This window comes from uncultured Pseudoteredinibacter sp. (genome assembly GCF_947502065.1).
Taxonomy (GTDB): Bacteria; Pseudomonadota; Gammaproteobacteria; order Pseudomonadales; family Cellvibrionaceae; genus Pseudoteredinibacter.
Genome location: NZ_CANMYE010000004.1, coordinates 164586 through 182565 on the forward strand (window position 1 = coordinate 164586; position 17980 = coordinate 182565).

At 44.6% G+C, this 17980-nt stretch carries 17 protein-coding genes; 13 read left to right on the forward strand and 4 right to left on the reverse strand.

The features are described 5' to 3' along the window. Positions 1-386 precede the first annotated feature (386 nt). The 7 genes from Q1A41_RS12290 to Q1A41_RS12320 all read left to right on the forward strand — a co-directional run bounded on the left by Q1A41_RS12290 (position 387) and on the right by Q1A41_RS12320 (position 7761). The gene (locus Q1A41_RS12290) at positions 387-1769 is read left to right on the forward strand and encodes a hypothetical protein (RefSeq protein WP_299979265.1); all 1383 of its coding nucleotides are present in this window, start codon (positions 387-389) and stop codon (positions 1767-1769) included. 702 nt (positions 1770-2471) lie between these two features. Continuing rightward, a complete protein-coding gene (locus tag Q1A41_RS12295; RefSeq protein WP_299979268.1) occupies positions 2472-2918 on the forward strand; it encodes a TlpA disulfide reductase family protein in 447 nt (148 codons plus the stop codon). Positions 2919-3010: 92 nt separating this feature from the next. Next, positions 3011-4837 (forward strand): DUF255 domain-containing protein, encoded by a 1827-nt coding sequence (locus Q1A41_RS12300; RefSeq protein WP_299979271.1) that lies wholly within the window; start codon positions 3011-3013, stop codon positions 4835-4837. A gap of 20 nt (positions 4838-4857) precedes the next feature. Continuing rightward, complete coding sequence (locus tag Q1A41_RS12305; RefSeq protein WP_299979274.1) at positions 4858-5166, forward strand: hypothetical protein; 309 nt, start codon at positions 4858-4860, stop codon at positions 5164-5166. 103 nt (positions 5167-5269) lie between these two features. Further along, entirely contained in the window at positions 5270-5932 is a 663-nt protein-coding gene (locus Q1A41_RS12310) for an NAD(P)H-dependent oxidoreductase (RefSeq protein ID WP_299979277.1), read from the forward strand. A 78-nt stretch (positions 5933-6010) separates the two neighbouring features. Beyond that, complete coding sequence (locus Q1A41_RS12315; protein ID WP_299979280.1) at positions 6011-6709, forward strand: GDSL-type esterase/lipase family protein; 699 nt, start codon at positions 6011-6013, stop codon at positions 6707-6709. A 119-nt stretch (positions 6710-6828) separates the two neighbouring features. After that, complete coding sequence (locus Q1A41_RS12320) at positions 6829-7761, forward strand: LysR substrate-binding domain-containing protein (protein ID WP_299979283.1); 933 nt, start codon at positions 6829-6831, stop codon at positions 7759-7761. An 88-nt stretch (positions 7762-7849) separates the two neighbouring features. Here Q1A41_RS12320 and Q1A41_RS12325 read toward each other — a convergent pair whose 3' ends face one another. The 4 genes from Q1A41_RS12325 to Q1A41_RS12340 form a co-directional block, all read right to left on the reverse strand. Further along, positions 7850-8425 carry a VOC family protein gene (locus tag Q1A41_RS12325; RefSeq protein WP_299979285.1) on the reverse strand — a complete coding sequence of 192 codons (576 nt, stop codon included), beginning with the start codon at positions 8423-8425 and terminating at the stop codon, positions 7850-7852. Between the two features lie 329 nt (positions 8426-8754). Beyond that, entirely contained in the window at positions 8755-9207 is a 453-nt protein-coding gene (locus Q1A41_RS12330; protein WP_299979288.1) for a DUF4440 domain-containing protein, read from the reverse strand. A gap of 262 nt (positions 9208-9469) precedes the next feature. Then, the gene (locus tag Q1A41_RS12335) at positions 9470-9907 is read right to left on the reverse strand and encodes a hypothetical protein (RefSeq protein WP_299979291.1); all 438 of its coding nucleotides are present in this window, start codon (positions 9905-9907) and stop codon (positions 9470-9472) included. Between the two features lie 198 nt (positions 9908-10105). Next, positions 10106-11476, reverse strand: a complete 1371-nt coding sequence (locus Q1A41_RS12340) for a cytosine permease (protein WP_299979294.1) — start codon at positions 11474-11476, stop codon at positions 10106-10108. A gap of 316 nt (positions 11477-11792) precedes the next feature. Between Q1A41_RS12340 and Q1A41_RS12345 the strand changes: the two genes are divergently transcribed. The 6 genes from Q1A41_RS12345 (at position 11793) to Q1A41_RS12370 (ending at position 17971) form a co-directional block, all read left to right on the forward strand. Next, positions 11793-12542: an SDR family oxidoreductase gene (locus Q1A41_RS12345; RefSeq protein ID WP_299979297.1), complete on the forward strand. Its 750-nt coding sequence runs from the start codon at positions 11793-11795 to the stop codon at positions 12540-12542. 27 nt (positions 12543-12569) lie between these two features. After that, a complete protein-coding gene (locus Q1A41_RS12350; RefSeq protein ID WP_299979300.1) occupies positions 12570-13343 on the forward strand; it encodes an SDR family oxidoreductase in 774 nt (257 codons plus the stop codon). A gap of 27 nt (positions 13344-13370) precedes the next feature. Beyond that, the gene (locus Q1A41_RS12355) at positions 13371-14048 is read left to right on the forward strand and encodes an urea carboxylase-associated family protein (RefSeq protein ID WP_299979303.1); all 678 of its coding nucleotides are present in this window, start codon (positions 13371-13373) and stop codon (positions 14046-14048) included. A 34-nt stretch (positions 14049-14082) separates the two neighbouring features. Further along, complete coding sequence (locus Q1A41_RS12360) at positions 14083-14532, forward strand: ester cyclase (protein WP_299979306.1); 450 nt, start codon at positions 14083-14085, stop codon at positions 14530-14532. Positions 14533-14653: 121 nt separating this feature from the next. Continuing rightward, complete coding sequence (locus Q1A41_RS12365; protein ID WP_299979308.1) at positions 14654-15547, forward strand: polysaccharide deacetylase; 894 nt, start codon at positions 14654-14656, stop codon at positions 15545-15547. A 144-nt stretch (positions 15548-15691) separates the two neighbouring features. After that, on the forward strand, positions 15692-17971 hold the full coding sequence (locus Q1A41_RS12370) for a TonB-dependent receptor (RefSeq protein WP_299979311.1): 2280 nt from the start codon (positions 15692-15694) through the stop codon (positions 17969-17971). Positions 17972-17980: the final 9 nt, after the last annotated feature.

The window sequence follows — 17980 nt, forward strand, 5'->3', positions numbered from 1 at the left end:
CTGTAAGAAATTTCCTCTTGACCGTCAATATTTTGACGGTAGCATGAGTCCAACAAAAGAATATTTTTTGGCAGAAGGGTTATGGGATATGTGTGTAATTAACGAAAAACTAATCGAGCTGAACAACAAAGACCGGATCGAGCTCATTTCAACCAGTGCCGCTTGCGCTTTTCTAGGGATTAGCCGAACAACCCTATGGAGGATCAGTCAACGCGACAAAACATTCCCTCGCCCCAAAAAAATTTCACTCAGTAAAAATTCTTGGAATTTACAAGAGTTAAACAACTGGGCACAAAACCAATAACCCTCTTACTCTAAATGCAATCACCCCAAGTATCCCTCTAACACCCAACTCCCAAGCCACATCCAGTCAGGAAAACAAGTCCATGTCTATTTTTGACCCAAAAGCGCACGCCTATGCCAATAGTAGGAATTTCCCTGAGCCCTGCACCATCTTACTAGATGAGGCTACGAAAAGTCGGACAAAAGAGTCTCCTCAAATCAGCAGGACTTTTTTTCTGGAGTCGAGGAATATCGGCATGATGCCGCAGTACAGAATCAGACAGAGAAAAACACACAAAAACAAACTACCCGATAAACACACCAAATCTAACCGTCTATCTCAACGGGCTGTTGGAAAAATCATAGATTCGGCTGTCCATGTCCAATATCGAGGCGGGTATAACCTATTCATCACCCTAACCCTGAATAATAAGAGCAGAGAAGAGCTTCTAAACAATAAATTCAGACTTCAAAGCGAGGTAACTCGGGTCATGAGCGCCCTAAAAAGACTTTATTTCAGAGGTTCAAAAAAGCTAGGGTTTCCTGAAGCCGAAAACAGTCTTTTTGATTATATCTGGGTTGCTGAATCTCCGAAAAATACCTATAAAGGAGAAAACCCCCATGTTCATCTAGTCTTGCGGTGGAAACTATGTCGAGACAAACAATCTAAATTACATACCTATTTAACTAAATGTTGGAAACTAGGTAAAGTTCACCTTAAAAAATCAGACTCACCCATATCTACCGCTGCATATCTAGCAAAGGTGTGCACTCAACATGATAAAGATCAAGGGGAAATAGGGGGAAATAGGTATAGCATTAGCCGAAGTGCTAGATCACCAAAATGGGATATCGTGGGCTCATTCGAGAGCCATTGTTACGCACAGTACATTTTCAATCTATACAAACAACTCAAGCATGAAACCACACCTCTATATAGAGAAAGAAAAAAACTAGCATTAAAAAAACGACAGCAACGAAACACTCTTAAGAGCTCAAAACCTCAATTAAATGCTGATGCGAGAAAACGAATTTTTGCGAAATTAAGTGCAATCCAAAACAATTTAGACAAGGTGCAGAAAAAAATCGATGCATTTCCCATTCAGACAAACGGGTATCAGATTACCTGTTCAGACTCTCGGATTCTAGGGTCGATCTTAGACATGAGACCTCTATCTGAAATCCCAGCCTGCAAGACCACCTTTGGTTCGGCCTCACCAACAAATGCCATAACCAGCTCTACAAGCAAAAAACTACTGCATGCATTACATCAAAGGCCATACCGCATACCGGCCAAAAGACCAATGGATAGATACCACCACCTATTTTCACCAACCAATATTGCTCCCATTTTCGAATACAACCTACACAGTGAACCCTCCTCTCGCAGAACGCATGATTTCCTGGTAAATAGATTTCAGCTGAATTCCACTAGGTTCAAGCTTTCTTTTAAGCACCCAAAGTTTAGTGTTAAACCAATCGTTTGAACAACGCATCGCTCTATGGGTAAGCGATCCTCAAGAAAGACAGGAAAGCATGCTCTTAAAGCCAATGTCTTAGCTAGCTCTAATGCTGTAGAAATTGACTCGAAATATAGTTTGGACACCCTGCTTTGCCTCTGCCGTTTGGCCAAATAAGGCGCCACCTAGTTTCCCGGTGCACTGAATATCAAATTCAGGTCTTTTGCTGCAAAAAATGTCAAAAGAAAAATCACCAACATCACCCCCACTAGGCTATACGTAGCTTATGATTTTCAGGGCAAGGTTTATTATTTATTAACCCTTCTTCGCTCTTTTCAGTGTAAGCCCTACGCCAACTATAAAACGTCTACCTACATATGCCGAAATACCAGCAAGCTTTCGATATATTGCTGATTTCAAAAGCATAGTTCAGGACCTTCAATTTCCTAGAAACATCTAGTTGAGCCTTCTTATTAATGTAAAAATCTCGATCCATAGATAAACAGTATAAACTGTCTACCTAAGCCGAGGCTTTATAAATGTATTACAACTACGTTTATATAGCTAAGATTTTATAGGGTAACCGGGTGGCTAAGCTGTTTCGCAGATGGCCTTTCGAATACCCGCTAAAATTCTCATCCCCTTTCAAATTTTTCTCAGCAGACTGGCGCTCTTCTCTAGCCTAGAATCACAGACTGACGAAATCAGCCTTTATGCCGAGAATCAGATATGAAAACCATTGCCATCGCCGCCTGTATCTTTAGCAGCTTTCTGTTTAGCGCTAAGTCCCGCTCAGATTCGCTGGATTTAGCTCAGTATCGAGGGCAAGTTGTGTATTTAGATTTCTGGGCATCTTGGTGTGTGCCTTGTAAAAAATCCTTTCCATGGATGAATCAAATTCGGGAAAAGTATAAAGACAGGGGGCTAAAAATCATTGCTGTCAGTGTCGATGAATCAGCCCAGGCGATGAAAAATTTTCTTGCGCAGCATCCCGCCAAATTCAGCGTTATTCATGATAAGGACAAAGCCCTATCCAAAGGCTATACGCTGATTGGCATGCCAACCAGTTTCATCTATGACCGCGAAGGAAAACTGACGGGCTCATATCCCGGTTATAACCTTAAAACGAAAGCAAAGATTGAAGCGCAATTGCAGGCGCTGCTAAATAAAGGCTAAGCCCTAATGTATCGTAGCCGCCAGAACCGGTAATGGCTCTGGCCACACATAAGCAGATTTCTCCATTATTCAGACAAAAGAGTTATAAACTCATGAAACAGCTAATACTACTATTTTCGCTATTATGCTTAAGCGTCACCAGTACTGCTGAAGTTGCATGGCAAACGTGGAGCCAACAAACATTTGCAACCGCCAAAAAGCAAAACAAATTGATTCTCATCAATGTTGGCCTTGAAGGTTGCACCGCTTGTAATCGCATGGAGCAGCATACCTACAGCAACCCTGATGTCATTAAACTACTGAACGAGCATTTCGTCAGCATCGCAGTAGACTCCCAAGCGCGTCCCGATATTGGCGAACGTTACTCCGATTGGGCTTGGCCCGCCACTGTATTCCTCATGCCTAATGGTCAGCAAGTGTTCGCCATGGCCGGCAATCGTTTTCCGCATAATTTCATTCCAATTTTGCATGATCTCATCGCAAAGCAGCAAGCCGGCACCCTGCAGGAAGACCCAGACTCCCCCTACGCTGCCCAGCCAGCTCCAGTGAGTTCACCCCTTACTATGTTACGCGATAATTTACGGAAACAAATTGACCGCGCTTTCAACTCCCGCAGCAATGGCTGGAGTCAATGGGGTGTAAACGCGGAAACAGACGGTGCTAAACTGGCCCACCTCTATCTGCGCGCTCACCTGCAAAATGATAAAAATTTGTTGGCTCGAGCTATCAATGTCAGCGAAACCTTTATGCTCACGCTAGATCCTGTTTGGGGAGGTGCCTACGAGGCCAATATCGCCCCAGGCTCGCCTAATGTACCAGCCGAGTTTCAACGTTTAATGGCCATTCCAGAGAAGCGCATCAGTAATCAATCCAATGCGTTGCACGCCTTCGCCCTGGCCTATCGACATACCCAGAACCCTAAATACCGCCTCGCCATTGCTGAGGTAGATCGCTTCTTAGATAACTGGATGCAAAACCAGCATGGCCAGTGGTATGCCAATCAAAAAGATAGCCCACCAGGCTTGCCCGCTGATTGGTGGCCACAAGATTACTGGCTGCTTTCCAGCAATGAGGAACGCCGGCGCTATGGTGTCCCACCTGTGGATCATGCGGTTTACGCCGACAAAAACGCTGAAATTATTCTATCTTATCTCTCTGTCTATCAAGCTCTTGGCGAAGAGAAGTATTTAAATAAAGCCCTACGCGCTGCCGAGCATTTTGTTGCCACGAATATGACCACTGAAGGCTGGTTACTACAGACGACTAAATCTGAAGCTGTCGAAGGTGATGAACGTTTACGACCGCTGGCTTTAGTCGATCGACCGCTGCTAATTGCCCAAGCTCGATTTGGTATCGCTTTTCTAAAGTTATATCAGCAAACTGCAGATCCTCAGTGGTTGAGTCAAAGTAAGAAACTGGCTAATGCCATGCTAAAGCACTTATACGATCACGAAGTAGGCGGCTTTTGGGCTCTGGCTCCCCACGCTGATGAACCCATCGCTCCGCGCAAGCCCTTGGAGAGCAATGCTCTGGCCGGTCAGTTTTTTTACCAACTTCACGTCTTAAGTAAAGAGCCTGAGTATGAAGGCATCGCTGAGGCGACTCTGCGCGCTGTAGCCAGTCAACCAGTACTGTCGAGGGAAGGGAAGGCCACCGCAGAAACTGCCCTACTTGCCGAGTTGCTCACCGCACAATATGTTGAGTTTACGGTGGTTAGTAATGACTTCACTGATCAACGCAGCCAGGCCTTATATCAGGCCGGTTTAGATATTTATCACCCGAGAAAAGTTATTCATTATGAACGGCCAGGACGTTATCCTGATCTGGGCGAGCCTGTCATGTTCATATGCAACCCAAATCGCTGCTCGCTGCCGCTGAAAACCCGCGAAGATATAGAACGTATCGCAGCTAGCTACTAAAAACTAGGAGTATAAGTACGATGGATTATCAAGATGCCACAGTATTTGAGTATGTGGAATTCCGCTGTGATTCTAAGTTTAGCCAGCAACAAATATTCGATGCGCTAGATGCCACAATCGACATTCTCAACGAAACTGAAGGTTTCGTTCATCGCGATATTGCAAAGCGCGATGATATTTGGGTAGAGCTAGTTTACTGGCAGGATCAAGATTCTGCTAATAGAGGGCTGGAGAAGTTTAGCAGTGACCCCCGCAACCAAACACTGCTAGCGATGATAGATCAAGACAGTTTATCGATTTATTACTCCCAGTTGCAGAAGAGTCGTTGAGGTTTTTAGCCATCAGCATGATCTGAGCATCGCCTACAAACAACAGCTAACTATTACCGCTGTTTATTTCTCAGACTAACACTTATTTTTGGAGATTAGAGCAATGTCCAGTACAAACAATATACTCGTAGTTAATTCCAGTGCTAGAAAAACACGTTCGATTAGCCGGGAGCTCAGCGTACTATTTACAGAATCGTTTCGTGCCCATAAACCCTGCAATATCACCCAACGTGATGTTGGAATGAATCCTCCCTCTTTCATTACTGAAGATTGGATTGCGGCAGCTTTCAACAGCCCAGAGCAGAGAAGCGCGGAGCAAAAATCCATACTGCAAGAATCTGATCAGTTGATCGATGAAGTTGTCCGCAGCGACATCATTGTTTTGGGCGCACCGATGTATAACTACTCAATGCCGGCTTCTCTAAAAGCCTGGTTCGATCTCATTGCCCGAGTCGGCCTCACCTTTTCCTTTGATCTTAGCCGCGGAGATTACCCCATTGAGCCTGTTTTGCGGGACAAAAAACTCGTGTTGCTATCTTCCCGTGGAGAGTTCGCTTTTGCCCCAGGCGGGGAGCGCGCACACCTTAACGGACTCGACCCAGCACTACATGCTTGTGCACACTATTTGGGCGTTGAGCAAGAATGCGTAAATTCCATTGTCGTGGAATACGAAGAGTTCAAAGATAAACGCTGGCTGGATTCTTTAGAGCAAGCCCGCCAGCAAACGAGGCAGCTAGCTTATCAGATGGCCGGCGCAGCAAGCTAACAGCCTACAATCGAGCAATAACTCACTTCGGTGAATCGATGATTTTACCACCCTCAATAAGTAAGGAGATCTCACGACATGAACAATGCGAACAAAGCCAGCAGCACACGACGCGTGCTGGTTTATGGTGATTCCAATACTTGGGGCTGGATTGGTGTAGAGCACGCTTTTCCCAGTACCCGTTACCCTGATGAACAGCGTTGGGCCGGTGTTATGGCCAATATTTTAGGGGATGATTTTCAAGTTAGCGTAGACGGCCTAACCTCGCGCACCACTAACCTTGATGATGCTGGCCAGTGGAATACTGTTGCCGGGCAGATGCTTAACGGAGAGCGCCTTTTACCTCAAGCCATCGCCCGAGAAATGCCTTTGGATCTGATTGTCATTGCTCTTGGCACCAATGATTTAAAAGCAGAGTACCAACGCGAAGCGAAAGACGTCGCCGCGGCGATTGTGAATTTAGCAGCATTGGCTGGCGCAAGCGACTATGGTATTGCCTATGAATACCTGGCCCCTAAGGTGTTAATCGTAAGTCCCGCTGTGATCGGCGACATTTCCCATGAGGGCTTTCGTGCCGCGTTCGCCGGGGCCGCTGAAAAATCCCGGGCCTTAGCCGCTGAGATTAAACAACAGGCCAGTAGCCAACACATCCCTGTCGTCGATAGTAGCGAGGTTATTGAGGTCTCTGGGGCTATTGATGGCATCCACCTAAGCTTGCGGCAACATCAACTACTGGGGGAACATATAGCCGCACAGGTAAAGAAGATCCTCAGCTAAGTCCTGAATTTTTAACTATAAGAGCTCAGTATACTCTGGGCAGTTAGCATTCAGCGTATTTTACCCTATAATAATTTTCTTATTTAGGGCCTTAATGTCTGCACCAAGGCCCTACCACAATGAGCAAAGCATTAATTCGATACGCTGGTCAGCCTATGAGCAAACGACGCCTTCCAACCATGAATGCTATTCGTGCATTTGAGTCTGCAGCGCGTTTGCTGAGTATTAGCGAGGCGGCCAGAGAGTTGTCAGTTACACCAACAGCAATTAGCCATCAAATTCGCCACTTAGAATCACAATTGGGGGTTAAACTGTTTGATCGATCTGGTCGCACTATACAACTGACTAACCATGGCAGCCGAATACTGCCAGATGTGACCTTGGGAATGAATTATTTTGCCGCAGCATTTGATGATACTTATGATTCTCAGAGCGATAACACTATTAACATTAGCACCACTCGTGAGTTTGCTCGCTACTGGTTGCAGCCTCGTTTAGGTTCATTTTATGAGCGCTTTGGGCAATATAATGTTAATATTTTTTCTTCCGAACATTGCGTTGATCTCGACAGCAATGAAATCGATATTGCTATACGCTACGGAGAAAAAAACGAAAATGATGATTCCGTTTACCTTTTTCAAGAGCATTACATCCCTGTGATCAGTAGCGCATTGTTGCAAACTAAAGAGCCTCTTCAAGATATCAATACCATAGCGGGAAAACGCTTGATCGACGTGCGCTGGGAGCGTTCTGACCTAAACGCACCTAGTTGGAAACGTTGGTTTGAACTCGCAAAAATTTCGAGCTACAAGACATTCCAACGAATGTCATTGGACGCCTATAACCTTGCCCTAGATAGTTTAACGCGGGGCTATGGCGCCGCACTGCTAAGCAGAACGATTGTGGAATCAGAGGAATATTCTGATATTTTTGCTCGCATTGAAGGGCCTATCTTGCCAGGCTATCATTATCGTCTAATCCAAAACAAATCAAAATCTAGAAAAATTTCTACAAAACACTTCGTCGAATGGGTAGATACCGAGATTCATTAGAGCATTAAAAAGGGCTGACGGGAGTTACCTCCCTATCAGCCAAGTCATGACCTACAATAGGCCAGTCTTTCTTTGGAGAGGTGGTAAATTAAGTTTTCTTATTAGCCTGAAAAGGCATTGAAGGGTACCAATAATCCGGCTCAGGATATTCAAAATCCTTAGGAAAGTAATACGTCTCAAACACGGCAGCCGTGTCATCTTCAGTATCGAAGAACGCAAAATGATTAACTCCCAGCCACTTACCAGACTGGACACAGCGATAGCCTCGCCGCTCAAACTCAGAGAATCGCTCTACCATGGGAGTATCACCACAATCATAAGCAATGTGTTGAATCCCCCCACCGGGGTTTCTCTTTAGATAATCTGCAAAAATAGTGGGGCCAGATAGGGGTTCCATTAACTCCCAAATGACATTGCCACTTTGCGCAAAACACACCTTTATCTCGAACTCAGCGGGGAGTCCCTGATAGGTCTGTTCCGTCGTATTCTCCGGGGAAAAAGTGTAAACCCGCCAAGGCCCTATCCCCAAATTAACTAGACCCTGCATAGTTTTATCAGCATCTGGAGTTACAATGGCAATTTCCACAATATCACCGAGGAAGCTATTGCTAAGGCTGCTTTCGGATCTTACTTCGGGTAGTTCGATATCATCACCTGGTTTCATTCACTACTCCTTAGCTGAAAAGTTATCACCACCAAGCGAATGCTTTATGAATTCAATAGTGGATCATGCTTTAAAAATTATGCTTATTGCTCTATCTGCACCTAGCGGCCGAAAAAAACCACGTATCATATTTTTTCGGCTGGCCCTGACGGGCCATTTCTCGTTATCGACAGATTTAGTCTTATTGATAGTCGGCAAGTAATAAAGAGAGAATAGCTTGCACACCGCCCACTGCAAATTGACGCTGCATTTCTAGCCAATATCGATTTGCATTATCTACAGCACTCTTATGGACACTGCCACTTAGGACGGTGTAGCTTTCGATAGTATTATTGAGCTACGGCCGAGGGCGTCCACATATCCAAGTGAAGCTTCCACTGCTTATCTTCCTGCTTGAATACTAGCAAATAGCGGCTATCGCTCACGTGTCCATTGGTGTCAACAAATTTCAATGTGCCCGTAGCATAAGCTAAATCACCCGATTGCTGCACATCGTGAATCTCTAGACTTACATGCTTGGCACCTGCCTTGATAGCGCCTTCCCAGAACAAACGAATATCTTCTTTACCGTGAACTGTAGGCGCGCTAGGTGCATATACGTAGGCATCGTCAGTATAGGTATGAGAATCATTGAGAAGCTCTATATCACCCTGCATAATGGCCTGTGCCAATATATTGTTATGCTTATCGATTGTTTTATAGAGGGAGGACTCAGCGAACACAAGACTCGAAGCAAATAGACAGCTCATGACTGAAATTGTAATAACTTTTAGCATCTTCATGATTTTTCACCTATTGTATAAGGATTATAATAGCCTTGGGGCTACCGACAACAAACAGCACTAAGGTTTCATCAGCTCTAAATATGCTAATGCCTAGCAAATAGTCACAGATAAAATACTTAAACATACCATTTGCAGAGGCCATTATAGGTCTTGCCTGGATAATTTTTGCTTGAGAAGTTTTAAGGAAACAGATGAAAAAAACTTAATTATCTATGTCAAACTAAGGCCGTAGTAGCCACTGAAGCAATTTTCCCTTGCGTCACAAACCTGCGCGGCAAGGCCCACATAGATGGCAATCCTCTTCGCTCACTGATGTCCAAGACTGTGAAATAATTACCCATCGCTGTTCTTTCAACAAATTAATAACACTAATGTCATGAGTAACTTGTAATTTATTTTCTGTCATTTCACAACCCACAATGGCGCAGGCGACATTGCCGTAAACCTGTATATCATAGAACTTAATCTGTTCCGAGAATGAACGAAGTACGCCCCGTTTTTTAAGACCTGACATGCGCTCGACAAAGTCTTGGGGGCTCATAATTTTGATAGGTCGAGCAGAGGGAATTATTCTCCCCTCAGGGTGGAAACCAGATAAGAAAAGCTCCCAGTTTGCTGGGCGACTCTCATCCCAAGACAAGCCAGAATACTGCTTCTGCAAAAGCTCTAAGATATTTTTCTCGTCCGGTGTCATCATACATCAACCTCAACAATCTTTTATTCTGGCTCACTATGTAAGTAACAAAACGTCTAAAACTGATTTTTGACAGACGATTACAGGTGTCCACCATCATTTCTCAATAACTCTTAAGCTGGAGAAGAAAGCTAAAAAATAAAAAAACCGCCAGTTAGTGGCGGTAAAGAACGCTCTACTGCTTGGAGCTTCACGGGAATACTATTCGTAGGACTCACTAAGTTGCGCAGATTTTGGCTGCAATAACCTTACTAACACAACATATGCAACAGCGGCCACAAGCATCGAAGGAATAGTAGCGCTAATATAGGAAAACGCCGACTCTCCCAAACTAAAGCTTAGTAGCGCATAACCAGAAAGCCAACCGCCAAGAAACAACCACACGACCATGCCCAAAGCTTGGGCAACAAAAGCGTAGATATTAAAACCCTTGTAGAAACGATAGATACCTCGATCCTGAAAACAAGCCTCAACATTGATCATACCCTTTCGCAGAACCATATAATCAACTATGGATATTGCCCAGTACGGCCCCGCTAGAAGACCAACGAATAGCAGGATAATACCGAATAAATTCTGCAACTCAGCATCATAAATGAAGATTAAAGAAGGCAAAGCGACGATAGCAGTGCTCAGCTTGTAATTGAATTTAGGGAATATTGACATAAAAGCCATCACCCCAGCATAAAGCAACAAAGAACTGGTAGTGATGGTGCCCAGGATAATAATAATCATCGAGACCAGTCCCAACTCTAGCTTTACCGCCCAAACCGCTGGGTCAATTTCACCTGTAGCTAAAGTTGCGATGCCACCGGTAATCGCAAATAAAATTCCAATAAAGGCCAAACCGACAAATGTTCCCCAATAGGCATTGCGCTCTGAGGATGCAAACTTATTCCATGAACCTAGATAAGGTTGCCAAGCTACAGCCCAAACCACACAGGTTTCGACCGCAAAGGCGATACCCACTGCTCCAGTGGGCTCAAAGCTCGTAACAGCCGCCATATGATCGCTGTTTACAATCTTATAAAGTATATATAGTGAAAAGCCCCCAAGTACTGGCACAGTAACGGTAGACAGGTAGAAACTGGCTTTCGGTGTAAGCATCACCAAAAACATAGGAATTAGAAGTCCACCACCAACCGCATAAGCCGTATAATTGCCAGAAAATGAATAGGATTCTCCGAGAAAGACCTCACTTGCGTTGACCGCCGCAGTACCTGTCATCGATGACAATAGGCCTATCCAGCCGAAATTAATAAAGATTAAGACAAAGGCCCCATAATAAGCGCCCTTCATACCGAAAGCTGGCCGGAGAGCCACAACCTCATCCAAACCGTATCTCGCACCTCTTTGGGAGGAAATCGCACAAATCCCATAAGCGAATAAATTAGCACTTATGGAGATAAGTACCATAGGCCAAAAGCCGAGCCCTTCAGCGTAATAACTTCCCACCATAAAGGTGGCCAACAATATATTGCCTCCCGCCCACAGAAGGACTAAGGATACAAAACCAGCATCTCTATCTGACGGAGCTATGGGCGCCAATGTGTTTCCGGAAACTGTTTGCATAATCGAGCCCCCCTTCAATCGACACACATTAGGAACAAAATCGACAACAAGGGGACGCAGGACAGGACAGTCATCGCCAAGTGATCAAGCTTACTGACTCTTCCACTGTGTACTATTTCTTGATCCATATAAACCTCGCCTCGTTATTATTGAATTGCAGGCATCTTACACGCTGCTTATAACATGTGCAGATGAAAGTCATTCATCAAAAGGCTGAGAAAAATTTGACTGAAAGAATCAGAACCAAGAGATAGCATTAGATTGTGTTAAAACACTTAGCTCGCAACTATTCAAATTCACTGACTGGCTGAAAGAAATGAAGCTAAAGAACAAGACAACCCTAATTACTGGCGCTTCTAGAGGCATTGGGCTATCCATTGCCAAAAGATTCTTAAGCGAAGGCGCCAATGTAGTAGTCAGTTACTTGGCAGAAGATTACTTAGTCAAGGACGACCAGCTAATTTTAGAAAGCTATGCAGACCAGTGCCTTATTGTTGAGTGTGACGTTCGAATCGATCAACACATAGAGGCCTGCGTGGAGCAGACATTATCCCGTTTTTCCAGTATTGATACATTAATTAACAATGCTGGCGTTGCTCATAATGCCCCTCTCGAAGAAACGTCCATGGATCAATTCGATGAACTGATGAATGTCAACCTTAGGGGCGCTTTTAACATGAGTCGCTGTGCAATCCCTAGCATGCTCGAGGCAACCGTAAGCTCGAACATTATCAATATCAGCTCTGAACTGGCATATCTTGGGCGTGCAAATAACAGCGCCTACTGCGCTTCTAAGGCTGCTCTTATTGGCTTGACACGCTCATGGGCAAGGGAATTTTCTCCCAAAATTCGGGTTAATGCTATAGCGCCAGGCCCAACTAGCACACGAATGTGTGACCCCAATATCATGCACGAAGAAGAGCTAGCCATGGAGCTCAATAATCCAATGAAGCGTTTTGGTCGATGCAGTGAGATCGCATCAACAGCGTTATTCTTAGCTTCTGAAGACTCTTCGTATTTTACAGGACAATGCTTAAGCCCCAATGGCGGCGCAGCAATGTATTAGAACCTTAACCCTGCAAAAGGTATGCACATGCAGAGAGAATACACCAATAAAAACGTAGTAGTCACCGGTAGTTTTAGCGGCATTGGAAGAGCTGTAGCAACTGCGTATGCAAGCGAAGGCGCGAATGTTTTTCTTGTCGATGCAAACCCTAGGATTGAGGAAGCTTCCGAAGCCATCGCAGCGCAAACACAAGCTAAGGTTACAGCGATACACTGTGATATTAGTGACGCGAATCATGTTGAGCGGGCCTTCTCTGACATCGAGCGTATTGACGTTCTTATCGCCAACGCAGGTATCGAGGCTGCGACACCAATTGATGGCCCAATGAATGTGTACCTTGAGAAATTCAAAAGAATATCTGAAGTTAATATCACCGGAACGTATTTAACCATAGCATTTGCTAGACAGAGAATGGCTGCTGGTTCCTCAATTGTTATCACATCTTCGATTTGGGGAAAAACAGCAGTACCAGACTTCGCAGCTTACAACGCCAGCAAGCACGCCAACCTTGGCTTAATGCGTACCTTGGCCAAAGAATTAGGCCCTCATGGAATACGTGTTAATGCAGTATGTCCTGGTTGGGTTAAAACTGGCCCAGCCATGGAGTCATTAAGAATCCTGGCAAATGAAAAAAATTGCAGTGAGGAGGCATTATTGAAAGAGCTAAGCGAAGAACAGTGCTTCGGCGAGGTGCAATCACCTGAAGACGTCGCCTTTGCCTATTTAATGCTCACATCAAAATACTCGATTAATGTGACGGGCCAAGCGATCAACGCTGATCGCGGCGCGCTACTAACATAAGCCGCTAGTAATTTTTGAGAACGAATCATGACATACCAGCCTCACATTCCCAATGGCTCGAACGCGACACTCAACTCCTCCATCTCAGCAACCGGTGAGCCAATATATGGGAAAACATACCGAATACCGGCACGCTGTGGCATTGCAGTCTCTGTGAAAGATGGCGATCTAATCAAGATCGATAATCCAAGCGGGTATCAAGTCTGTGATTTTTGGGCCTTTCGTACAGGAAATCTTAACGAGTATCTGTCAATGAGCCATAGCCGGACACATCTAAAAAAATTAATTCCAGAGATTGGAGACACATTAGTTAGCAACTTGCGAAATCATATGGTTACTATTGAGGATAGTGACACTCCAATCTCGCATGACACTCTCATAGCAGCCTGCGACCATCACCGCTATCAACAGCTAGGCGTTCAGGGTTATCACGATAACTGCACCGATAACCTTAGAATGGCAACACAAGTCATTGGGCACGAAATACCACTGGTCCCCGATCCATTTAACCTATGGATGAATGTCCCGATTTCTACTTCGAATGACCTCAGTTTTGAGCCACCAATATCGGGAGAAAACAGCAGTGTACTACTCAGAATTCATGGAGATTGCTTACTTGCGATGTCTGCATGCCCACAAGATGTAACCCCGGTTAATGGTGATGGCAAGAACCCAAGCTATTTAGAGTTTTGTGTTTCAAACTAAGAATACACGAAGTAATTCACACGAGGAAAACAATATGAGCACACCTGAACAAAACAAGAAAACGGTAGCCAATATTTACGGTATTTGTTGGAATAATGGCGACATGAACGAAATTGACAAAATCTTTGATGATAATGTCGAGCATGACCAGTTTCTTCCGGACTGGCCAAAAGGAAAAGAAGGCTTTAAGACCCTAGTATCTTTTTGGAGAGAAGCTTTTCCGGACATTCACGAAGAGGCCTTAGAATTAATTGCCGAAGGCAACAAAGTAGCGAGCCGATTTCGTTTAACTGGAACACATCTTGGTGACTTCTACGGGATCCCTGGAACAGGTCGAAAAATTGATATTCTTGGTGCAGAGATCTTCGAGTTTAAGGACGGCAAAGTCGTTCAGTATTTCTACCATGAAGACACTATGGGCCTATTTACTCAACTTGGATTGATGCCAGTAGGGCAGAACAAGATTGCTGGTGTGAATTCTTAATTTCAAAATCTCTTCAGACATCGATAGATGAGCTTTTTATCATTATCAGCTAAAGAAATTTAGTTTGTAAGAATTCTTTGCTTCATCGAGCATCGTAGGCTCTACAACAGGAGAGCTTACGATGATCGCAAACCCAATTAAATGGCCCGGTGGGGCAAGAGTCGCCTGCGCAATTACTTTCGATATAGATGCAGATAGCTTAATCCACATATCTCGTCCAAAGGATGGATTTGATCGTCTATGCCCAGTTTCGATGGGAAAATATGGACCTAAGGTAGCCATTCCTAGAATACTTGATACCTTCAAGAAATTTGATATCAAGCAGACCTTTTTCATCCCAGCCTGGTGCATGTCGCAATACCCTGAGATGGTTGAATCTATACTTGAGGGTGGGCATGAAATCGCTCACCACGGTTATATTCATGAAGATCCCACCCGACACTCACCCGAAGAGCAAATAGAATGGTTCGAGAGAGCCCTTGAAGTTCACCAATCCTTGACTGGAAGTAAGCCGGTTGGATATAGGGCGCCCGTCTACAATGTCAACGATACTGTTATTGAATTACTTATGAAACATGGATTCTTGTACGAAAGTTCAATGATGGCTGATGATATACCCTACATTTTACAGAAGGACGGGCGACAACTGGTCGAGTTGCCAGTCCACTGGGCCAATGATGATTGGCCTCCGTTCGCTCACTACCCGGAAATAGACTACATGATGCATGTCCAGGCCGCTTCAACTGGACTTGCAGGTTTTTGGGAAGAATTCGAAGCACAATACCAAGCCCGTGGATTCTGGATGTCTATCTGGCACCCTTTTCTGACAGGTCGGCTGACCCGTTGGACACAGGTCGAGAGATGGCTAGAGTCCATACTCGATCGTAATGACTGTTGGTTTGCAACGCTCTCGGAGATAGCTGGGTACGTTGCACAACAAGACCAGGATAATTTGCAGAACATACGAAAAGATACACTCCCCTATTACCACAATGTTCAAATTCCAGACCTATAAAGTGCAAATTTTATTCATCCATAGGCTGAAATTATTTCGCATGTCTGATTTTTCAATTTATATATATTTAATTTGCAGGGTTTGAATCCGAACTTTAAATCTCGCTATAGCAATAATGATTAAGTTCATAATAGGAGAATAAATATGTCCAGCTTAATAATGCATAAAAAATATCGACTTTCATCCGCTATATCATGCGCCATCATTATGGGCTCATCAGCGTTCTCAAATGCGCAAGACTTTGCACTAGAAGAAGTCGTGGTGACTGCGCAAAAACGCTCTGAATCAGTTCAGAGTATTGGCTTAACTGTTTCTGCGTTAACCGGTGACGAACTAAAGGAAGCCAATGTTGATGATATAACTAAGATTGCTGCTAACGTCCCCAACGTACAAGTCAATCACGGCTTTGGCCCAACAAACTTCAACATTCGCGGCCTTGGCGTGAACGAATTTTCCAGCAATTTAGATTCACCTATCGCAGTCCATCTAGATGAAGGCTATATTTCCAAAGGCTTTACCACAAGCTTAATGCTTTTTGATATACAACGAGTAGAAGCTTTAAAAGGACCACAGGGAACGTTGTTTGGCCGTAATGCTACCGGTGGTGCCGTTAACTTTTTCACCAACAAACCTGGCGATGAGTTTGAAGCCAGCTTGCAGCTTGGCTACGACGATTATCAAACCGTAAGAACCGAAGCCTACATCAACACGCCGCTTTCAGAGGGCTTGAACTTCAGACTGTCCGGCTTTAGCACCAAGCAGAATAAAGGCTATTACGACAATCTTACCCGTGGCGATGACGAGGGTAAGATCGACAAGTGGGCATTGCGTTCTCAGCTAGCATGGTCTTTTGATGCAACTGATGTAAATCTATCTCTGTCTTATGGGGAAGATAGTTCATCATTTATTCCTTATGAAGGAGCTGGCATCTTTACTCCTGAATCTTTGGCAGCTGGCAGCCCTGAATTTTGTTCCGAGTATCTAAATGGTACGGTTAACGGGGGCACTTCAAACTGTGTTCGCGGCATAGACGGACTAAACCCTGGTGATAGTGATCCGTTCACCTCTAACGGGGGTACCGAGCATATTGTAAATAACGAAGCTCAGAATGCTCTACTGCGTATTGATCATGACCTTGGTTGGGCAACGCTTACTTCAATAAGCTCTTACCAGGATTTTGTGCGTGATCAGCAAGAGGACGCTGATGGCACGCCCGGCGGAGGAGTAGAAATATTCTACTACGATCTAGTAGAAACCTTTAGTCAGGAACTTCGATTAACGTCTGACAATGATGGAATGTGGAACTACGTTCTTGGTTTCTATTACCTAGACGATGAGTTTTATCAAGCTGAATATCTCCGTATCCTAGGAGGAACAGCACCCGGATTTTTCTCGGAATTTAATCAAAACAGTGAAGCTGTAGCACTGTTTGCTCACAACGACTTTCAGTTAACAGAAAGCTTAGCATTAACTCTCGGAGTTCGCTGGAGTGAAGAAGATGTGGAGATCAACGGCGGCACTGACTTCGGTACTGGCCTGGTCCGCTCTCTAGGCGGTCGTGATGCTCCTGAAGTCATCGTTGGTACCGCTGCCACATCCTCCGAGGTAGCCGGTGGTGGAAAACGTAATGATGAAAACATAACTTATAAACTTGGTGCCAAATGGGAGCCAGAACTCGATCAATTTGACCAGTTCATGGCATTTGTTAACTACTCTACCGGTTTTCGATCCGGTGGTTTCAACGCAACGTTTGTATCCCGCCAAGAGGGCTTCACCTCACTCGAGCCAGAAGAGATCACTGCGTACGAAGGCGGTATTAAAACCACCTTCTGGGATGGCCGAGCACGCTTAAACGTCTCAGGTTTTATTTATGAGTTTGAAAACGGCATAGTCAATGTAGACAACGCCAATGCTCCTTTACCCATCGCAGTAAATGCGGCGGAAATCGACACCAAAGGTATTGAAATAGATGGCCAATTTCTGCTAACAGAAAAACTTGAGCTACAACTCGGATTCGGCTGGTTAGATTCAGAAATCGTCAGCAATATTACCGCTGGCGGCCAAAGCTTGAACGGAAACACACCGGTTAATGCACCTGAGTATACCTTTAACGGCTTGCTCCGCTATGAAACTGAACTCAACGAAAATTGGACAGCAGCTATTTCGACGGACTGGAGCTGGAGAGACGATCAGTATTTAGAGACCGTGAATGCGCCCTCCAATCTGCAAGAGGACTACTGGCTGCATAATGCTCGAATCACTATGTCCAGCAGCGACGGTAAATATGAGTTCAGCTTATATGGTCACAATATTGCTGACGAAGAATATCGCACTTATGTAAATGACCTACCAACCTTAGGTTGGCTGCTAAACATTTATGGTCAGCCTCGTACCTTCGGTATTTCCGCGTCCGTTTACTTCTAAATACAGAAA